Source organism: Pseudomonas sp. B329 (assembly GCF_023127835.1).
GTDB lineage: Bacteria > Pseudomonadota > Gammaproteobacteria > Pseudomonadales > Pseudomonadaceae > Aquipseudomonas > Aquipseudomonas synxantha_A.
Window position 1 is genome coordinate 1 of record NZ_SPKP01000027.1, and the last position, 21,001, is coordinate 21,001.

Consider the following 21,001-nt stretch of genomic DNA (forward strand, 5'->3'; position numbering starts at 1 on the left):
GGCCAGTTGGTGCAGGCGGTGGTGTGGTATCGACGCTGTTGTCCGCAACGAAACTCACTGTGGCCGGGGCACTAGGATTACCCGCCGCATCAGTAGCAACGGCGGTGATCGTGCCATTAGGCTGTGCGGTGTTGCTGGTCAGTTCGAAGGCACCGTTAGGCCCTGCGGTGACCTGTTGGGTGGTGCCATCGGGCAAGGTCACGGTGACCTTGCTGTTGGCTTCAGCGCTGCCGCTGACCTTGACCTTGCCATCGGGCAAGGTGACCGCAACCAGGCCTGCGGGGGCTGCTGGCGGCGTAATATCTACGGCCGGATCAGCCGTGAAATGACCCGTGACGGAAGTACCTTTATTGCCCGCGGCATCGCTCACAGTCACGCTGTAATCGCCATTGGGTTGTGAGGTGCTGCTGGTGAGCGTAAAGCTGCCGTCCGGTTTTGCGATAACCGAACCCGTAGTGCCGTCCGGAAACTTGACATCTACTGTGCTGCCCGGCTCGGCCTTGCCGGTGATGGTCATCTTGCCGTCCCCCAGCGTTTTGACAAGCAAATCGCTGGCAGTCGCGGGTGGCGTAGTATCAGATTTAGGGTCAGCAATGAACTGGCCGGTAGTCGGTTTACTGGCATTATTGGCCGCATCTGTCGCCGTGGCGCTGTATGTACCCTGTGGCTGAGGGACATCACTGGCAAGGCTGAAGCTTGCATCGGCGCCAACCATCACGCTCTTTTTGGAGCCGTCAGGAAATGTGAAATCAATGCGGCTACCTGGCTCGGCAGTACCGCTAACGCTCATTGTACCGTTGGCCTTGGTCCCTACCTTGATTTGCGGTGCATCAGGGGCCGTCGTATCAACGCCGCCGGGACTCACACCTCCGCGATTATGGGAACCGCCACCACCGCTGCCACCGGCTTGCGTCAGTGCATAAACACCCAGGCCTGCCCCCGCCAGGACTGCACCCTTGCTCAGCGTCGACAAATCACCGAATGCGGCGCCAAGCTTCTCCAGTACCGAGGTGCTGTTCGCTGCCTCGGCAGCGGCATGTTCAAAAGGTTCATACTGCAGGACCAGCGAGTCTCCCAAGCCGGATGACTCAGCGATGACCACTTCTGTCAGTTGGCCCGCGTCATCTATGACAAGAGTGCTTTTCTCTCCATCGGGGCCATCGAAGTAAGGCTTGATGACCAGTTTTTCCCCCCCGAGAAACTCGATGACCAACGATTGACCGTCGCGCGTCATCTGTTTGATGGCACCTCGCGTAGTGGAAATTACCACCGTTGAGGCAGAATCGAGCGCTATCGTTGGGCTGGCAGCCGAGACTTGTACGCCAGTTTTTTTATCAATGACTAGTACGTTTGGCATTACAAACCTCTTGGCTATTAGGGGCGAGCGGGCATACTTATCAAACCCCCACTGGGGGTGGGAGTAAAATTAGCTTTAAAGCGCCTCGGCTGCGTTAATCGTAGTTGACCCATGAAATGTAGCAACGACGAGTGAGGTTGGCTGTGGGAAAATTCACCACGACCCTTTCCGTACTGAACTTGGGCGCTGTGACGATTGTGGCGCCCCGGGCAGGCACCACGTCGGTTGAGTATCCGAAAGTGGCTATTTAGAGCCATCTGCTTAAAAAAGCCTGAAGGATAGGATGCCCCTTTGCGGGCCACGTTATCAGGGCGAAATAGACAAGGCTTTTGAGGGCCTCGGCGCCTGGCAGAAAAAAATCCGCCAACCTTTTGGAAGAAGCGATTCGGGCGGCACTGATACGTTTAGTTGATAATCGTACAACCTGGAAAAACTAATGGATTAACTATAATTAAATACAATCACTGGATTTTTATATCGATCTGTCTAGTACGCGACCTGGTAGTTGAAATTCCTGTTTTTCAACGCGCAACAAGGCGTAGCAGGGCTGTTTGGTCTCAGGCCGATCGTTCATGCCGGTATCCGTCGCTCAGGCTGATGAGAAGGCAGGTTTGAATCGATAAAAAATGACGTCAAAAAAACAACTCTTCCAATTTGAGCTATTTTTAAGCAGTGATGCGACGAACATTACATTGCTTATAACTAATTCATCTATTAGGCAGGGGTGGTATGTTAAAAGCGTTGGTGGTAGATGATCATCCGTTTATTCGGGCTTCCGTAAAAATGGTTTTAGCGAGCGCAGGCCTTGAGGTGGTTGCCGAGGCGGGAAATGGTGTGGAGGCCCTTCACTTGGCGCGCACACATAAGCCTCAATTGATTTTGTTGGATATTTCCATGCCCCTACTTGATGGGTTGGGTGTGATTGACCGTGTAACGAAGCTTGAGTTGAACAGCAAGATTCTTGTCTTAACAAGCCTAGAGCCAGCTTTTTATGCCCAGCGTTGTATGAGTGCCGGGGCACATGGCTATGTCTCGAAATCCGATGATTTGAAAGAGCTGAGTCGGGCGATAAAAGCGCTGATGAGTGGTTATACTCATTTTCCAATATTGTCCAGCAGCTCGGTACGTCAAATCGATGCGGCCAGCTCCGAGCAGGAGTTAGTGCAAAAGCTTTCAAATCGTGAATTAGCGGTCCTGCAACAACTTGCACGAGGCTTCAGTAACAAAGAGATCGGCCATGCCATGTTGCTGAGTAACAAAACGGTCAGTAATTATAAAAATCGGTTAATAGAAAAGCTGAATGTAAAATCACTGATTTACTTGGCTGAGTTTGCCAAGCGTAATAAGCTGATTTAAATGAAGCTCCTTCTGTGGTGCCTGATATTGGTATGCAGTTCTTCAGTGTATGCTGACCACGCGGCAGTGCCTGCCGAAGGGTTGAAGTTGCTGGGGCGCTCGCATGCTGCGGACATACTTGAATTGAGTGAGGCTGATCAGAAATGGTTGCACGCTAAAGGTTCGTTTACGCTTGGCACTTCGATGGAGAGGCCAGCTCCGTTTGAGCTGTTGTCCAGTAAAAACGACTATGAAGGAATAACCGCGGATTACGCCGAACTGCTGGCTGATTTGTTACATGTAGGAATTCATGTACGTCGTTACCGTGATGAACATGAAACAATTGACGCATTGAAACGAGGGGAGATTGATTTAATGGTCACAGGCGGGGAGGGTAAGTCAAGGGACCCTCAACTTCGCTTTTCAAATGTCTACGCGAGTGATCAGCCGGTGTTGGTAACGCGTAGAGATATTAAGCAGCCAATGCCTGAGCACTTAAAAGGGTTGCGGTTGGCGATGTACGAGCATTACCTCACTTCCTCTAAGGTCGCTGAACGCTACCCGGAGGCGGCGCTCACTATTTATCCTTCAGCAGATAAAGCAATGAATGCGGTCGCGTTCGGTCAAGCGGATGTTTATATGGGTGGATACATCGAGGCTAATTACTTAATTAAGAGGAATCATTTTACTGGCTTGCATTCTTCTGACATTGCCATCGCCAAGAAGTACAGTGTCGGATTTGTCACGCGTCAGAAAGAAACGCAATTGTTGGCATTTATAAATCGCGCGTTAGATGCTGTTTCCCTTCAGGAAAAAATGGCGATTATTCGGCGATGGAGCGCCGTGCCTTCTGACGCGCTAGGTATGCAACCCATCCGTTTTAGCCCGGAAGAGGAGCAGTGGCTGGCTACGCATTCGAAGGTCAAGGTCGCCGTGATGGACGCCAATCCACCTATCGCATTTATTGACGGCGCGAAACAGTTTCGCGGTATCAGCGCGGACATTTTAGAAAAAATCAGCAGTCGCATTCCGTTGACATTTGACGTCGTACTCGGCAGGTCAAATGAAGAGCTGATTGACATGGTACAGCGGGGGGACGCAGATATTGTCTCAACCTTTCATACGGCACATCGTAAGTTGAATTTTACCCGACCGTATTGGACCAGCCCTTATGTATTCAGTAGCCGCTTGGGGGCAGAGGCACCCGATAGTCTCAACGACATGGTGGGTAAACGATTGGCTGTCGTCACTAACAGCAGGATGCTTGATTATGTCACCAAGTTCTACCCCGGCGTTATTTTTGTGCCATCGGCGAACGCTGCGCAATCCTTGGCGCTACTGGCTTCTGGCGACGCCGATGGCGTCATCAGCCCGCTGATAAACACCCAGTATCTGATTTCAAATTATTATAAAGATCAAATACGAATCATCGGTGCCGTTGGATCGTCGTTGGCGCAACTTTCGTTGGGTACACATCATGGCGAAATGGAGCTGCATTCAATTCTGGAGAAAGTTTTGATCAGTATTCCTCCTGATGAGATTGAAGGAATGACTAATCGTTGGTTCGGTAGTTCAATCGTGGAGCGCGATTATTGGAAAGAGCATCGAGTATTGATCTTTCAAGTGGTTGCATGTTTTGGGTTATTGCTGGTAGGTGTATTTTGTTGGGTTTTTTATCTAAAACGGTTGATCGATAAGCGCAATGCCGCCGAACTTAAATTTAACGAGCAGATTGCGTTCATGCGCACGCTCATCGACAGCTTGCCCCATCCGATTCTTGCACGTGATTACGAGGGTTATTTGCTGCTTTGCAACAAAGAGTATTTGCAGGTTGTGGGAGGGGCTGCTTACGAGGCGGTAGTTGGTACCCGTGTCACCGATTGTGAAGGCATCAGCCCTGAGGAGGCTGCAAGATTCGAACAAGAGTACCAGGAGGTCATGGAGAGCGGTGAACCCCGGATAGAAGACCGTTTTTTCTTGACGGCAGAGGGTGCATCGGTCGCGTTATATCACTGGACTGTCCCTTTCCGGGGGATGGATGGGAAAGTCCGGGGTGTCATTACAGGCTGGATCGATATCAGCGAGCGTGCGCGCTTGCTTGATGAATTGAAGAGTACCCAGTTGGACGCAGAAAACGCCAACCGTGCGAAGACGACCTTTCTGGCGACGATGAGTCATGAAATCCGCACACCCATGAACGCGATTGTCGGCATGCTCGAACTTGCGATGAAAAAAGCTGACAAGGGTGAGCTTGATCGCTTTGCTATCGAGGTTGCGTTCGGTGCCGCGCAAGGGATGCTGGGCTTGATCGGCGATATCCTGGACGTGGTACGCATCGAGTCAGGGCACTTGGTGCTGAATCCTCAGAGAACGTCTTTCAAACCACTGGTTGAATCGGTAATACGCGTATTTGAAGGCTTGGCGCGGCAGAAGCAGCTGGAACTGATATTACAATTCGATGTGCAGGCGGAGCGGGAGGTGTTCGTTGACCCCCTGCGCTTCAAGCAAATCCTCTCCAATCTGGTCAGCAACGCGATTAAATTTACCTTGGAGGGGAAGGTCGTGGTTGAGGTGTGCGCGACGTTAGTGTCGGACGGTGCATATCTGCGGATTCAAATACACGTGCGCGATACCGGCGTCGGCATTTCCAAAGAGGATCAGGAGCGCCTGTTTCTTCCGTTCAGCCAGGTCGGTGCCGTCGGACAGCAGCATAGTGGTGGTTCGGGGCTGGGGCTCATGATCAGCCGCACTCTGTGCGCGATGATGCAGGGTGAATTGAGCCTGCACAGCGTTTCAGGCATTGGCACACAGATCGATGTGGTGCTTGAGGTACCGATTCTGGACGCATTGCCTCAGGTGGAAGCCGAGGCCGTGGTGGAACCACCCCACAGGGTATTGAACGTCTTGGTGGTAGATGACTACCCAGCCAACCGTCTGCTCCTGCAGCAACAGTTGACCTATCTGGGGCACGAGGTCAGTGATGAACCGGATGGTGCCCATGGTCTGAGAGCCTGGCGCTGCGGTCATTTTGACGTGGTGATCACCGACTGCAATATGCCGGTTATGAGTGGTTATGAATTGGTCAGAAATATCCGTGCGGAAGAGGCGCGTTCCGGTGCGGATCGCTGCCTGGTGCTGGGGTTTACTGCCAATGCTCAAGTCGACGAAGTCGAACGCTGCCGTGAGGCGGGCATGGATGATTGTCTGTTCAAACCTATCAGCATGCAGGCGTTGGCTGCCAGGATTTCAGGTGCGGTGCCGATCTTTACCTCCTCGACCGATAACGATGGAGAAACGCTGAAGGCGCTCGACGGTTTTGATCTGAGCAGCCTGGAGCAATTGACCTACGGCAACAGTGCATCGATTGCGCATTTGCTGGGTGACTTGGCTCAAAGCAATGAAGAGGATATGTCGCGTCTGGTCAAGCTATTCAGCGAGGGGGATGTTTCTGCCATCGCCGATCTCACACACCGGATCAAAGGCGGTGCACGGATCATCAAAGCTCAACGGTTGATCCAGTGTTGCGATCAAGTGGCTCACGATTGCAGTGAGCACGATGCAACCGCGCTGACGGAGTCTGTCGATACCCTGCATCAGGCTATGGACGCGTTGGCGCAGATGCTGGCGAGCTACATAGATGACGTCGAAGACCAACCGGGAGGCGAGGTGAGCCGCAACAGCAATAAGGACATTCTAGGTGCTACGGGCATTTGAAACGATCGAAGCGACGGCCTGTTGAGCGATAGGTGACAGCGTACGTCCTGCCTGGCATACCACGGCGTTTCTGATGGTCAGCAGCTCTGCTGGCCAGCCAGGCTTTATGCGCGGCACCAGGTCCACCAGCAAGCCTTCACACAGGTCGTTGTCCAACCAGGATCGCCAGGTTAGAAGCAACGAGTCGCTGGTCAATGTGGTTTCGCGCAACAGGCTTAAATCATTGGAACTCAAGGTCCACGGCAGCAACGTTCCGGGTGTCAGGTCGAACAACGCGTACAGTGACGCTTCGTTTGACGGCACAACACCGCTCCATGGGTAACCCAGAATCTGTGCACGGGAAATCGGGCCGTCCTGCTGCGCCAGGGGATGGGCGCTGCGACAAAAAATCGAGGCGGGTTGTGGTGACAGGTGGGTGATGGCGAAGCGTGGGTCGAACGTCTGGTCGGCCCTGAGCGTAGCCACCACAAATTCCAGTTGATCGGTTTCCAGTTGATGGGACAGGTGTTCCCAGAAATTAACCTGAACATTCAGTACCAGCCTGGGGATGTCTTTGCGTAGCTTGATGAGCACGTCGGTCGTATTGAGATTGGCGGCCATCGGTGTAACGCCAAACTTCAGTTCGCCACCCTCGGTACCGGCAAGATCATTGGCTTGGGCCTGCATTTTTTTCGCACAACTGAGCAGCTCATGGGCGCGCCCGATCATTTGTTTGCCGGCTTCGGTGAGCGTCACCGAGCGGGTATCGCGGTCGAACAGGCGAACTCCCAAGTCGGCTTCCAGTGACTGAATACTCCGACTGAAAGCGGTCTGTGACAAATGGGCACGGGCTGCCGCCCGAGAAAAATGTAACTCCTCGCTCAGGTAGACCAGATGGCGCACCCGTTTCAAGTCGATTAAGTCGTCCATCGCATTAATTCCCCATCATATTTGCATTGGACACTGTTATCACGCTACCAGAAGATTCTCCAGCGCCAACATCGCTCGGCAGACGACACGTACTGCCTCCAATAATAAAAACGATGGGGAAGTTTTGTGGCAAACCAATTTCAGCTTGATCGCATGCGCCCCTGGACATTCACGGCCGCGCTGGTACTCGGCGTCAGCAGCCAGGTGCAGGCCGTCACCTTCAACGTGGGTGAGGTCCAGGGGCAGTTCGATTCGTCCTTATCCATCGGCAGCAGTTGGGCGCTACGCAATGCCGATCCGGCTTATGTGGGGACCTGGAACGGCGGCCACGCCTCCAGCCAGAGCGCAGACGACGGGCGTCTGAATTTTCGCAAGGGCGAAACGTTTTCGAAAATCTTCAAGGGCGTGCACGACTTGCAACTGAGCTACGGCGACAGCGGCATCTTTATCCGCGGCAAGTACTGGTACGACTTTGAACTCAAGGATGAAAGTCGCCGTTATTTACCCATCAGCGACAGCAATCGCAAGGAGGCGGCCAAGTCATCCGGCGCGCAGATCTTGGATGCGTTCATCTACCACAACTACTTTATCGACGGGCAACCGGGCAACGCGCGGGTAGGCAAGCAGGTGGTCAGTTGGGGTGAAAGTACCTTTATCGGCAACGGAATCAACGTGATCAACCCCACCGATGTGGCTGCCTTTCGCCGGCCGGGAGCCGAGATCAAGGAAGGGCTGATTCCGGTCAACATGCTGTTTTTATCCCAAGGGTTGAGCGACAGCTTGTCTGCCGAGCTGTTCTACCAGTTGGAATGGGACCAGACCGTGGTGGACAACTGCGGTACGTTTTTCGGCTCCGACGTGATGGCTGACGGCTGTAACACGCGCATGGGGTTTTCGCCGCCTTGGGACCCGACCGGGCAGTACCATTTCACCCGCGGCGCTGATCGTGATGCGCGCGACAGCGGCCAGTTTGGCGTGGCCCTGCGCTGGCAGGCCGAGGCGCTGAACAATACCGAGTTCGGGTTGTACGCCATGAACTATCACAGCCGCGCGCCTTTTGTCGGCGGTCGGGTAGGGGACAGCCCGTTTGCGGTGAAGCCTGGCAGCCGCGCGTCGAGCGCTGAATACTTTGTCGAATACCCGGAAGACATCCGTCTCTACGGCCTGAGCTTTTCCACCACCCTGGGCACCACCGCCGTCTCCGGTGAGCTCAGTTATCGGCCTAACATGCCGTTGTCCCTCAATGGCAGCGATGTGACGATTTCCGCCATGGCCGGGTCGATGGCGGCGGATCTGGGCAGCCCGATTTTCGCCAGTGGCTTTGCCCGGCCAGTGCCCGGTGAAGACTTCCACGGCTATGTGCGCAAGCCCGTGAGCCAGGCACAGGTGACGTTCACCCATTTTGTCGATCAGGTATGGGCTGCCGAACGCCTGACGCTGATTTCCGAGGTGGGCTACAACCACCTCAGCGACGTCAACAGCAGCGCCCTGCGCTTTGGTCGCGACAGCATCTTCGGCAACGGCGAGCTGCCGGATAACCGCAATTGCGTGACGGCGGGCAACCCGGTCAATCCGCAAAACTGCAATAACAAGGGCTTTTACACCCGTAACTCCTGGGGCTATCGCGCGCGGGCGATTCTGGATTATCAGAACGTATTCGCCGGGGTAAACCTCAAACCCAGCCTGTCGTGGTCCCACGATGTAGAAGGTTATGGCCCCAACTTCAACGAAGGCAGCAAGGCCGTCAGCCTGGGTCTGGACGCGGACCTGAAAAATACCTACACCGCGAGCCTTTCCTATACCGATTTCTTTGGCGGTGATTACAACACCGCGACTGATCGCGATTTCGTCGCCCTGAGCGTCGGTGTGAGTTTTTGAACCTGCCATCCAATAACTAGAAAAAAGGATTGAGCCCGATGAATGCATCGACCCCCGTTCTGTATGGCAGCACCTTGGCGCTGCTGCTCTGTACTTCTGCGATGGCCGCGGTTTCCCCGCAAGAGGCCGCCCGTTTGGGTACGACATTGACGCCACTGGGTGCCGAAAAGGCCGGCAACGCCGACGGCTCGATCCCGGCCTGGACCGGCGGGTTGCCCAAGACGGCCGGCGCGGTCGACGGTGCCGGGTTCCTGGCCGATCCGTTTGCCAATGAGCGGGTGCTGTTCACCATCACCGCGCAGAACGTCGGGCAGTACCAGAAAAACTTGTCCCCGGGTCAGGTGGCGATGTTCAAGCGCTACCCCGACTACACCATGAATGTGTACCCCACGCACCGCAGCGTCAGCGTGCCACCGGCGATTGTCGAGGCCGCCCGCAAAAATGCCTTGAACACCCAGTTGGTTGCCGGTGGTAACGGCCTGGAGAACTTCACCAAGGCCTATCCGTTCCCCATTCCCAAGGATGGCCTGGAGGTGATCTGGAACCATATCACCCGCTACCGTGGCGCCAGCATGAAGCGCCAGATGGTGCAGATTGTCCCGGATGTACGCGGCGTGGGCACGCCCGTTACCTTTGATCATCTCTATGCGCTGCGCGAAAGCCTGGCCGACTACGACCCGGCCAAACCCAGTAACGTGCTGTTCTACAACAAACAGACGATCACCGCCCCAGCTCGCCTGGCCGGTAACGTCGAATTGGTTCACGAGACCCTCGATCAGGTCAAGGAGCCCCGCCAGGCGTGGATCTACAACGCCGGCCAGCGGCGTGTACGCCGTGCGCCGCAAGTGGCTTACGACGGGCCTGCCGGTAGTACCGACGGCCAGCGGGTGGTGGATAACTACGACATGTTCAACGGCGCGCCAGATCGCTACGACTGGCAGTTGGTGGGCAAGCAGGAACTGTACATCCCCTACAACAGCTACAAGCTCGACTCACCCAAACTCAAATACGCCGACATCACCAAGGCCGGTCATATCGATCAAGGGTTGGCGCGTTATGAGTTACATCGGGTCTGGCACGTAGTCGCAACCTTGAAGCCCGGCCAGCGGCATGTCTACGCCAAGCGTGACTTCTACATTGATGAAGACTCCTGGCAGGCAGCAGTGATTGACCACTATGACGGCCGCAATACTTTGTGGCGTGTGGCTGAAGCCCACCAGCAGTCCTATTACAACGATCAGGTGCCGTTCTACACCGCCGAAACCCTGAATGACATGATCAGCGGGCGTTACCTGGTGCTGGGGCTGAAGAATGAAGAGAAGCGTAGCTATCAGTTTGATGTGAAAACCCTGGAGGGCGAATTCACGCCCAATGCCTTGCGTCAATCGGGGGTACGTTGAGCCATGAAAAGCCCTTCGGTTCCTTCCGCCTCGTTTGACTATGTTGCCCCTGTGACGGCAGTGCCGCCGCGCGCCAAGATGCGCCGGGTGGTGGTGGCTTCCTCCCTGGGCAATGCGCTTGAGATGTATGACTTCACGGTCTACAGCTTTTTTGCGGTGATCATCGGCAAGTTGTTTTTCCCGGCTGACTCGCCCTTGGCGTCGTTGATGATGTCGTTGGTGACCTTCGCCCTGGGCTTTCTGATCCGGCCGCTGGGCGCGGTGATGATCGGGCGATTCGCTGACCGTTATGGGCGCAAACAGGCGTTGGCCTTGACCATCGCCCTGATGACCGTGGGCACGGGCATTATTGCTTTTACCCCGACCTATTCCAGCATCGGGATTGTTGCTACCGGGCTACTGGTGTTCGGTCGCCTGCTGCAGGGCTTCTCGGCGGGCGGTGAGGTGGGCGCGGCCTCGGCCTTTCTGATGGAGTCCGGGCGTACCGATAATCGCTGCTTCATGGTCAGCTGGCAAGGCGCAAGCCAAGGTGCCGCTGCGCTGTTGGGCGCGCTGTCCGGGCTGGTATTGACCACTATGTTGTCGGAGCAGGCGTTGCACAGTTGGGGCTGGCGTGTGCCGTTCATTATCGGTTTGTTGATCGGGCCGGTGGGCTGGTACATCCGCAAGCACCTGGATGAAACCCACGAAAATATCGACAAACCGACGCCCTTTCGGGATTTTGTGCGCGAACATGCACGGACCCTGGGGTTGGGCATTTTGCTGATGGCCAGCTCTACGGTGAGCTCGTACATGGTGGTGTTCTACATGCCCACCTACCTGACCCGTACATTGAACTACCCCGGTAGCTTCGCCTTCGCGCTGGTGGCTTTCGCTTGTGTGTTGCTGGCTGTTATCCCGCCCATTGCGTCGCGTTTCGCCGACCGCATGCCACGGCGCAAGCCGTTGTTGTATTGGCTGTGTGGCCTGCAGGCGGTGCTGACCTATCCCGCGTTTGTGATGCTTGGCCAGCAAAGCGCACTGCTATGTCTGGTGGCCGTTTCGTTGTTGATTCTGCCCATGGCGCTCAGCGGCGGGGCAGGGCTGGCGTTGCTGATGGAAGCCTTCTCCCGCGATAACCGGGTGACGGGGTTGTCGATCATTTACAGCTTAGGTGTCACGTTGTTCGGCGGCTTTTCTCCACTGATCGTGACGTGGCTGATTGCGCTGGCGGGCAGCGCGTTGGTGCCGGCCTGGTACTTGTGTGCGGCGATCGTTATCAGCGGCGTGGCATTGAGGTTTTACCCCGAACACCCTGGGCGTCCTTGATGCGCCGCATTGTTGTCCTGAATCCAAGAATAAGGAATCTACCGTGAACTACAGCCCTCTACATACACGCCTGCAAGATAGCGCAGAGCGTTTTGTTTCGATTCGCCGCTCCATCCACGCCGAGCCTGAGCTTGGGCAAAACACCCGCGAAACAGCTGCCCTGGTCACGGGCATGCTCGAAAACTGGGGCTATGAAGTGCATACCGGTATCGGCGGTTGTGGCGTGGTGGGCGTATTGCGGCGTGGTACTGGCACAAAGACTCTGGGGCTACGGGCAGATATGGACGCGCTGCCGATCATTGAAAGAAACGGCTTGCCCTGGGCCAGCCGCCGTGAAGGCTTGATGCACGCCTGCGGCCACGATGGGCACACGGCAACCTTGCTTGCCGCTGCGGAACAACTGGCGCTGCACGCCGAGTTCAACGGTACAGTGAATGTGATTTTCCAACCGGATGAAGAAGGCCTGACGGGGGCCAAGACCATGATGGACGATGGGTTGTTCCGGCGTTTTCCTTGCGATGCGGTATACGCCTTTCACAATATGCCAGGGTTCCCCGTGGGCCACGCGATCATCAAGAGTGGCGGGGTCATGGCTTCGTCAGAACGGGTGTTAATCACGTTGACTGGTCGTGGTGGGCATGGCGCGATGCCCGAGCGCAGTATTGATCCGGTTCCAGCATTGGCCAGCATCATCACTGCACTGCAAACCGTGGTATCGCGCAATATCGGGGTTAACGATTCTGCGGTTATCAGCATCGGCAAGGTGCATGCCGGGACGGCCGTCAACATCATTCCGGAGACGGCGATGCTGGAGTTGAGTGTGCGTACCCTCGACCCGCAGGTACGTGAGTTTGTCGAGCAACGTATCCGCAGTATTATCGAGGGGCAGGCGGCTTCATTCGGCGTGACCGCCCATATCGACTATCAATTGCTCGCGCCGGTGCTGGTCAACACACCCGTCGAAACCCAGCACATGCTCGATGCGGCCAAACGGACATTGGGTATTGCCAATGTGCTGGAAGAGGTGACATTTAAAACCATGGGTAGCGAAGATTTTGCCTGGATGCTGCATGAAGTGCCGGGCTGCTACTTCGGGTTGGGTAATGGTATCGGCGAGTTTAATGGCTGCTCGGTCCATAACGATCACTATGACTTCAATGACGAACTGATCCCGTTGGGAGCGGCTTGTTGGGTGGCATTGGTGGAAGACTACCTGCGCTGAAACCACGCCCCCTTGTAGGAGCGAGCTTGCTCGCGAAAAACGTGAGGTCACCGCGTTGAATCAGGTTGCCTGCGTCATCGTTGATGATTTTCGCGAGCAAGCTCGCTCCTACAGGAATTAACACCATCATAAGGATTTCGCCATGACTCAAAACGCCGGTATTGCGGATATGAGCGCCGTTGAATTACTCGGGCATTTTCGCGCCAAGCGGCTTTCGCCTATGGAAGTTACTGAGGATGCATTGGCCCGCATTGAGCAGTTCAATCCTCTGGTCAATGCCTATTGCTATACCGACCCGCAAGGTGCGCTGGACACCGCACGCGCTGCCGAGCAACGCTGGTTCAAGGGCGAGCCCTGCGGTGCGTTGGACGGTTTGCCGACGTCAATCAAGGAGCTGACAGCAACCCGTGGCATGCCGACTCGCAAAGCCTCACGGGTGATATCCGCTGACGGACCGTGGGAGGACGACGCTCCGATCACCACGTTTTTGCGCGAGGCGGGCGCGGTCATCCTGGGCAAGACCACCAGCCCGGAGTTCGGTTGGAAAGGCGTAACCGACAGTCCACTCTATGGCATCACCCGCAACCCCTGGGATGTGCGCATGACCTCGGGTGGTTCATCCGGTGGCGCGGCAGTAGCGGCGTCGCTCAATCTTGGCGTTTTGCACCAAGGCAGTGACGCTGGTGGCTCGATTCGCATCCCTGCCGGTTTCACCGGGACGTTCGGCTTCAAGCCCACGTTTGGCTACATCCCACACTGGCCCGCGAGTGCGACCACGCTGGTCTCTCATCTGGGGCCGATGACTCGCACCGTAGACGAGGCGGTGTTGTTTCTCCAAGCCGTGGCACGGCCTGACCCCAGGGACGGGTTGCTAGGGGCGCCACGACAAACACCTTGGCTACCGGAAAGTACAGACTTGCGCGGGCTGCGCATCGCCTATAGTGCCAATTTTGGTTATGTGCAGGTTGACCCGCAAGTGGCCCTCGCGGTCGCGCAGGCGGTGGAGCGTTTGGCGCAATTGGGCGCGCATGTCGAGGCGGTTGACCCAGGCTTCGGTAACCCATTGGAACTGTTCAAGACCGTGATCAATGCAGGAGCCATCGAGTTGGCCAGGCAATTGAACGATGAGCAAAAGCGCTTGCTGGACCCCGGCCTGTTGCGGTTTACCGAGCAATGCCAGCACACCACCCTGGCGCAGTTCACCGCTGCCCAGGCCGCACGCGCCGAGCTGGTGGCTCACATGAACAGTTTCCATACCCGCTACGACCTGTTGGTGTGCCCAATGCTGCCGATCACAGCGTTCCAAGCCGGGCACGACGTGCCGCCCGGCTCAGGGCTGGATGACTGGATGAAATGGTCGCCATTCAGCTACCCCTTCAACCTGACACAACAACCTGCCGCCTCGTTGCCTTGTGGATTTTCAGATGAGGGCCTACCCATCGGGCTGCAGGTCGTAGGTGCAAGATTTGCCGACGACCAGGTACTGCGGCTGTGTCGAGCCTACGAGCAGGCGTTTCCCACAACCCACCCGCAGGCGCCTATAGTTAAAAACTGAAATCGTCGTATATCCAAAGGCCCAAGAATATGCGTGTACCTGTTTCCCTCGCCCGGCTGGGCGACATCGAAGCGTTTGAACAACAATATCCACTGGCCCAGCGTGATCTACCCACCAGCACCTATACATTGCTGCAGCGTTCGGCCGAGCGCTTTGGCGACCTGCCAGCCTTGTGTTTCCTGGCGACTGGCAGCATCGAGGATCAGCCATGGCGTATCAGTTATGCCGAACTGTTCGCCAAGGTCACGCAAACCGCGAATGCCTTGCATCGTCTCGGCCTGCGTCCGGGGCAGGCCGTCTCCTTTCTGCTGCCTAACTTGCCGCAGACCCATTTTGTGATCTGGGGCGGCGAGGCTGCTGGAATTGTGAATGCCATCAATCCGCTGCTGGAACCCCAGCACATTGCAGAGCTGATTCGCGCCTCCAACACCTCGGTGCTGGTCACGTTAGGGCCCTTTACGGGTACCGATTTATGGCAAAAGGTGGCCGCATTGTCTGATTTGCTACCACAGCTTCCGACTATTGTGACGGTCGACCTGGCCAATCTGTTGCCAGAACCGCAGCGCAGTGTCGTGAAGGCCAAACGTCCCCCGATGCCTGAAGGCGTATTGGACTTCGACGAACTTCTCGCCGCCGCCCCGGCCGACCATTTGGAAAGTGGACGTATCATTCAGCCTGGCGACATTGCCTCCTATTTCCACACTGGAGGAACGACCGGCACTCCGAAACTGGCGCCCCATACCCACTTCAACGAGGTGGCGATGGCCGAGATCATTGGCTTGCACGGCCGCTATGTGCCGGATGATGTGCTGCTGTGCGGCTTACCGTTGTTTCACGTCAATGGCGTGATGGTTTCGGGGCTTGCAGCCTTTCACCAGGGCGCGCAGGTCTTGCTGCCTGGTCCTCAGGGTTATCGCAATCCTGCCCTGATCAAGGATTTCTGGAAGCTGGTGGAGCGTTACCGGGTCAGTAGTTTCAGCGGTGTGCCTACCATTTACGCGGCTCTGTTGCAGGTTCCTACCGACGCAAATGATATTTCGAGCCTGCGCTTTGCGCTCTGCGGCGCCGCGCCGATGTCGGTAGAGCTGATCCGCCAGTTCGAAGCCCGCACGGGGTTACGCATCATCGAGGGGTATGGGTTGACCGAAGGCACATGCGCCACTGCCTGCAACCCTTACGAGGGCGAGCGGCGACCGGGCTCCATTGGCCTGCGTCTGCCGTATTGCCAGGTCAAGATCGTGGTGCTCGACAGTAATGAAAACTACCTGCGTGACGCTGCCACGGACGAGCCGGGCACGCTGTGCCTGCGTGGGCCGACGGTGTTCAATGGCTATCTGCAGGCGGACAAGAACAGAGGCATCTGGGTAGATGGCGACTGGTTCAACACCGGCGACCTGGGGCGCATCGACGCCGATGGCTACATATGGCTGACCGGCCGCAGCAAAGACCTGATCATTCGCGGTGGTCACAATATTGATCCGCAGATAATCGAGGAAGCGCTGCATCGTCACCCTGCGGTGGCCCTCGCGGCGGCCGTGGGCAAGCCCGACATCAGGGCCGGTGAACTGCCGGTGGTTTATGTGCAGCTCAAAGCCGGCGAGCACGCGACTGAGGCTCAATTGATGGAGCATGCCCAACAGCATATCCATGAGCGTGCAGCGTTGCCGAAAGACATCTGGCTGGTGGAGCACATTCCGTTGACTGCCGTGGGCAAGACCTTCAAGCCAGCATTGCGCCTGGATGCTATTCGCCGGGTCTTTGAAGAGGAAGTCGGGCAGGTCACCCGTGGCGCGCAGGTCGATGCGCGCGGTGACGAGCGCCATGGTCAGCGAGTGGATATCCGCATACCCAACCTTAGCGTTTCGCAGCACCAGCAACTGAAGCAGCGGTTGGATGGCTACGCGGTGCGTTATGCCGTGCATTCGGCCTAAACCACAAAATGGAGTGGCAGAAGGCATCCGCTGGCCGGGAAAATTCCCGTAGACAATACTCTGGGACACCCGCCATTCTCTGCCAGACGTAACATCTGGCGTGGACCGTAATACGGTCCGCCCTTCATTTCCCAGGCAGAGCTGACCGCATGAGTAAATCGCCCCGGCAATTGATGCTCGACGAAATTGCTGATTGGCAGCATCGGGGGCTGATCGACGGCGCTACCCGGCAGAGGCTGAGTGCGCCCTATCAGCGCCCGGGTCAACTGCTGTCCACGGTGTTGCAATGGTTAGGTATTGGCTCGGTGTTGCTGATAGGCATGGCGGTCCTGAGCGGTGTGAGCTATCTCAGTGAATCGGTGACCCTCGGGGTGTTGTTGTTTTTTGCTGCGGGTGCCGGGTTATGGTGGGGTGGGGTGCGCCTGGCACGTGATCCTGCCGGGCGTATGCCGGTGACCGGGGTGGCTGTTTTGACTATCGGTCTGATGCTGATCGGCGGCAGCCTGTTGCTCGGCGGCATAGATGACGAAGATGGCGGGCTAAATCGTGTTCCATTGGCGCTGCTGGTCACCGCCGTGTTGAGTGCTTGCACGGCCTATCGTTATCACTTGCGCTGGCCCTTGTTCCTGGGGCTGCTGTGCGTATTTCACGCGCTTGGTTCCTGGGGGCGTTACAACGGGGGGGGGGCGTACGACTTCGGTATCCACGACCCGCGCGTCATGGCCGTCATCGCCGGGCTGGCGGCGCTTCTGGGGTTATGTCACCAGCATGCAGAAGAAGGGCCGCTGCGCCACTGCCGTGGTTTTGGGCGTTTGTACGTGATTTTCGGACTGCTCTATTTCAATTGTTCATTATGGTTTCTCAGCCTGGAACGTTATGGCTGGTCCGAGTCGGCGTTATGGATACTGCTGTTCACCCTAGGGGCGATCAGCCAGTTGGTGATAGGCGCTCGTTTCAAGCATCCCAGCTTCATCGGCTTCGGTGTGGTGTTTCTGGGGATCGACCTGTACACGCGTTTCTATGAATACGCTTGGGATCAGTTGAGTGTCGTGGTTTTTTTTATCGCGGCCGGCGTGACGGGGATTTTGCTGGGGTGGCTGTTTGAGCGTGCGGCACTGCGTGCCAAGGAGGATCGGTCATGAGCCTGGGTCGTCGTAATCGACAGGTTCGCAATGCCCTCGATCAGTGGCTGCGCGAAGAGCAGATTGATCCAGCAGCTCACAGCCGCATCGGTGAGCTGTACCCCTTGACTCGATGGGACTGGCGCTCACTCGGGCGTTGGTTTCTGCTCTTCGGCGCCATCAGTGTGGCAGCGGGGCTGTTGCTGTTTCTGCGCGAACACCTGACGTTCACCTTACCCAAACTGGCGATCAGCCTGTCGCTCCTGACCCTGGGGCTCTTCGCCATTGGGCGTTGGTTGCCGGGCAAAGGCTTACGGATGCTGGGCAGCACCGCAGAGTTGCTGGGTGGCTTTGCCCTGATCGGTTTAAGTGTTGCAGTGGGCATGATCTATTCGGACGGTTCCGGTAACTGGCCGGCGCTGCTGCTGGTCGACCTGCTGATACTGTTGATGCTCAGCTATGTGTTGGGCAACGTGTTGTTGCTAACACTGTGTACCGTGTTGTTTTTTTTCTGGTTTGGCGGCCGCAGCGGTTATGTGTCCGGCTGGGGCGCTTACTGGTTTGGCATGAACTACCCATTGCGCTTTTTCGGTGCAGGGCTGGTACTGGTAGCGGCGGGGGCCTTGCATCTGCGTGGTGAGACAGCGCTATTGGCACGCTACAGCGGCTTCGCCAAAGTGTGGATTTCCTGTGGTCTGTTTGTTGCCGAGATGGCCCTGTGGCTGCTGTCGTTGTTTGGCAGCTACGATTTGATCTACGGTCCGTGGCATTTTGCCGATGACAGTGAGCTGCTGCTGTTCAACCTGCTTTGGGCCGGATTCAGTCTTGGCGTGTTGGCATTGGGGCTGCGCCAGCGGTTCGGCATGCTGGTGGGTTATGGTGTGACATTTTTGATCATCCAGTTGTATACCCTGTTCTTCACCCAGTTGGCCGAAACTCTGGGCTGGCTCCTCAGTTTGCTGGTCGCCGGCGGCAGTTTGCTGATGCTGGTGATTTGGCTCGAGTCACAACGTCAGCGACGTCGAGCGATGACCTGCGCCGACTGAACTGGCCTGCGGTATTGGGCGCGCGTCGGTCGTTTGAAGCTGCGTTTCCCCAATGACTAACCCCTAGGTGGTGAATTTTCCCTTGGTGAATAGGGAATTTTCCCCGGTCTTAAAGTGAACAAGAACGTCAATATCTCCTCGCTCAATCAGAGAGGGTGAGAGATGAAGCCGGATTGCGTTCTCATCATAGAGAGCCACGTCTTTCAGCGCGGGGTATTGGTTAAGGCGCTGCAGCGCTTGGGTGTCAGGTGCGTTTTAGTTGCGGACGACACTGCGCAAGCGTTAGCGCATATGCAGGATGGCGTCAGCATCGACATCGTATTTTTTGACCTGAACGATGGCGCACTCAATATGGTCGATTTCTGGCAACTTTCCCTGACGCTGAACAGTGTTCGCGCTACGGTTTTGTACAGTGACTTACAACCCGATGTTTATCGCGCGGTCGCCCACATGAGTTCATTGTCAGGCATTAAATTACTAGGCGTTTTAGACAAACCACTGCAGCTGGAAAGACTCGAAAAACTATTAAATTTTTATGCCCAAACAAAAAATATTTTGCCACCCCGGACGTCAATGCCCCCAGGCTTGCTGTCGCGTGAAGAGGTGTTGCGTGGCTTGGCGAAGGCCGAGTTTCGAGCCTGGTACCAACCCAAGTTCAATCTGCGTGACGGCACCTTGTTTGGTGCTGAGGTGTTGGTGCGTTGGAATCATCCGACCCAAGGTTTGTTGTTACCCAAGGACTTATTGGCGGCGGTATTGGGCCACGGCCTGATCAACGAGGTATTCGAGCAACTGCTTGATCAAGGCGTGGAGCTGTTGCTCAAGCTGAAAGCGCGAGGTGTTTCGTTGCAGTTGGCTTTTAATCTGGCGGCCTCGCAGTTAAGCAGTGATGAGTGGTTTACCCATGTAGATTCGGTGTTGAAACGGCGAGGGCTGCCGGGCGCGGCCTTGATGTTTGAAGTGACCGAAAGCGGTTTGCTCGAGCTGCCTCTGCCAGTACTGAACAATCTCAACGCCCTGCATCGGCTTGGCTGCGGTTTGTCGATTGATGATTTTGGCATGGGATTTTCGTCGCTGAGATTGTTGGCACAGTTACCGTTCAGTCAGCTCAAGTTGGATGGTGTATTTGTCCAGGATCTTTCGGATGCACGCAGCCGGGCGGTAGTGACCAGCAGCCTGGCATTGTCGGAAGCCCTCGGGATGGACCTTGTGATTGAGGGGGTGGCCACGCGTTCTATCAACGATACGCTCGTTAGCCTTGGATGCTCGTTCGGGCAAGGGTTTCACTTGGCGATGCCCATGAAGGATCAGGATTTTTTCCACTGGCTGGAGTGTTTTCAACAGTAGCCCGACTTTCAATAACTTTAAAAAAGACGCCATGGCGTCGGCACATCAACTTTATCTGCGCTTAGGTAATCAGACCGCGCGTAATAGCCAGTGCATAGGCTCTGAATTGGCGGTACGTCGCTCGAAAAGAGGTTCATATGTTCAAAGCGTTAGTCGTAGATGATCACCCGTTTATTCGGGCGTCCGTCAAAGTGGTTTTGGCCGCTGCACAATTTGAGGTGATTGCCGAGGCAGACAACGGTGTCGACGCGGTTCAACTGGCACGCAAACATGTACCCGAACTGATCATGTTGGATATTTCAATGCCCTTGCTGGACGGGCTGGACGTTATCAGTCGAATTACAGACTTGGGGCTGCCGAGTAAAATTTTAGTGTTGACTGGACTTGAGCCGGCATTTTATGCAAAACGCTGCATGAACGCGGGAGCCCATGGCTATATCTCTAAATCTGACGATTTGAAAGAGTTGAGTCGAGCGATCAAGGTGGTGATGGATGGCTATACGCACTTCCCGATTTTGAGCAGCAGCTCTGTGCGGGGCGCTGACGTCAGCACGTCCGAGCAGGAGTTGGTACAGAAGCTGTCCAATCGAGAGTTGGCGGTACTCCAGCAATTGTCGCGTGGTTTCAGCAATAAGGAAATCGGCGAGGCCATGCTGCTAAGCAATAAAACGGTCAGCAATTACAAAAATCGGTTGATTGAAAAGCTCAATGTAAAATCGTTGATCTACCTGGCCGACTTCGCTAAACGCAATAAGCTTCTATAAATGAAAAGGCTTGTGTGGGCGGGCGTATTCTTATGGGGACTCAGTTCGTCGATATATGCGGACCATAGCGCACGTGTTGCCGAGCCGCTGACTTTATTGGGTCGCTCTCACTCT

The 21,001-nt window shown here is 55.9% G+C and carries 14 protein-coding genes and 1 pseudogene; 12 read left to right on the plus strand and 3 right to left on the minus strand.

The annotated features are described in order from the left end of the window. A partial coding sequence (locus tag E4P00_RS15660) for an Ig-like domain-containing protein (RefSeq protein ID WP_248131964.1) occupies positions 1–1,357 on the minus strand: 1,357 nt, incomplete at its 3' end. A gap of 729 nt (positions 1,358–2,086) precedes the next feature. Between E4P00_RS15660 and E4P00_RS15665 the strand changes: the two genes are divergently transcribed. Both E4P00_RS15665 and E4P00_RS15670 read left to right on the plus strand, forming a co-directional pair. After that, a complete protein-coding gene (locus E4P00_RS15665; protein WP_248131966.1) occupies positions 2,087–2,713 on the plus strand; it encodes a response regulator transcription factor in 627 nt (208 codons plus the stop codon). Beyond that, complete coding sequence (locus E4P00_RS15670; RefSeq protein ID WP_248131968.1) at positions 2,714–6,406, plus strand: transporter substrate-binding domain-containing protein; 3,693 nt, start codon at positions 2,714–2,716, stop codon at positions 6,404–6,406. On the opposite strand, the gene E4P00_RS15675 is transcribed toward E4P00_RS15670, so the two are convergent. Continuing rightward, complete coding sequence (locus E4P00_RS15675) at positions 6,386–7,315, minus strand: LysR family transcriptional regulator (RefSeq protein WP_248131970.1); 930 nt, start codon at positions 7,313–7,315, stop codon at positions 6,386–6,388. The genes E4P00_RS15670 and E4P00_RS15675 overlap by 21 nt on opposite strands. Positions 7,316–7,441: 126 nt before the next feature. Between E4P00_RS15675 and E4P00_RS15680 the strand changes: the two genes are divergently transcribed. The 4 genes from E4P00_RS15680 to E4P00_RS15695 all read left to right on the plus strand — a co-directional run bounded on the left by E4P00_RS15680 (position 7,442) and on the right by E4P00_RS15695 (position 13,123). Further along, positions 7,442–9,193: a DUF1302 domain-containing protein gene (locus E4P00_RS15680; RefSeq protein WP_248131972.1), complete on the plus strand. Its 1,752-nt coding sequence runs from the start codon at positions 7,442–7,444 to the stop codon at positions 9,191–9,193. 38 nt (positions 9,194–9,231) lie between these two features. After that, positions 9,232–10,593, plus strand: coding sequence for a DUF1329 domain-containing protein (locus tag E4P00_RS15685; protein ID WP_248131974.1), 1,362 nt, complete (start codon positions 9,232–9,234; stop codon positions 10,591–10,593). A 78-nt stretch (positions 10,594–10,671) separates the two neighbouring features. After that, a complete protein-coding gene (locus tag E4P00_RS15690; RefSeq protein ID WP_248132134.1) occupies positions 10,672–11,901 on the plus strand; it encodes an MFS transporter in 1,230 nt (409 codons plus the stop codon). A gap of 43 nt (positions 11,902–11,944) precedes the next feature. After that, positions 11,945–13,123, plus strand: a complete 1,179-nt coding sequence (locus E4P00_RS15695) for a M20 aminoacylase family protein (RefSeq protein WP_248131975.1) — start codon at positions 11,945–11,947, stop codon at positions 13,121–13,123. 13 nt (positions 13,124–13,136) lie between these two features. Here E4P00_RS15695 and E4P00_RS15700 read toward each other — a convergent pair. After that, a pseudogene (locus E4P00_RS15700) lies at positions 13,137–13,250 on the minus strand (outer membrane lipoprotein carrier protein LolA); the annotation flags it as partial. A 15-nt stretch (positions 13,251–13,265) separates the two neighbouring features. On the opposite strand from E4P00_RS15700, the gene E4P00_RS15705 reads away from it, so the two are divergent. The 6 genes from E4P00_RS15705 to E4P00_RS15730 all read left to right on the plus strand — a co-directional run bounded on the left by E4P00_RS15705 (position 13,266) and on the right by E4P00_RS15730 (position 20,887). Continuing rightward, the gene (locus E4P00_RS15705; RefSeq protein WP_248131977.1) at positions 13,266–14,678 is read left to right on the plus strand and encodes an amidase; all 1,413 of its coding nucleotides are present in this window, start codon (positions 13,266–13,268) and stop codon (positions 14,676–14,678) included. Between the two features lie 29 nt (positions 14,679–14,707). Continuing rightward, positions 14,708–16,609 carry an acyl-CoA synthetase gene (locus E4P00_RS15710; protein WP_248131979.1) on the plus strand — a complete coding sequence of 634 codons (1,902 nt, stop codon included), beginning with the start codon at positions 14,708–14,710 and terminating at the stop codon, positions 16,607–16,609. A 149-nt stretch (positions 16,610–16,758) separates the two neighbouring features. Further along, entirely contained in the window at positions 16,759–17,751 is a 993-nt protein-coding gene (locus E4P00_RS15715) for a hypothetical protein (RefSeq protein ID WP_248131981.1), read from the plus strand. Beyond that, the gene (locus E4P00_RS15720) at positions 17,748–18,776 is read left to right on the plus strand and encodes a hypothetical protein (protein ID WP_248131983.1); all 1,029 of its coding nucleotides are present in this window, start codon (positions 17,748–17,750) and stop codon (positions 18,774–18,776) included. The genes E4P00_RS15715 and E4P00_RS15720 overlap by 4 nt, the downstream gene beginning before the upstream one ends. Positions 18,777–18,938: 162 nt before the next feature. After that, entirely contained in the window at positions 18,939–20,123 is a 1,185-nt protein-coding gene (locus E4P00_RS15725) for an EAL domain-containing response regulator (protein WP_248131984.1), read from the plus strand. Between the two features lie 137 nt (positions 20,124–20,260). Next, on the plus strand, positions 20,261–20,887 hold the full coding sequence (locus E4P00_RS15730) for a response regulator transcription factor (protein WP_248131986.1): 627 nt from the start codon (positions 20,261–20,263) through the stop codon (positions 20,885–20,887). The last annotated feature ends 114 nt before the right edge of the window (positions 20,888–21,001 follow it).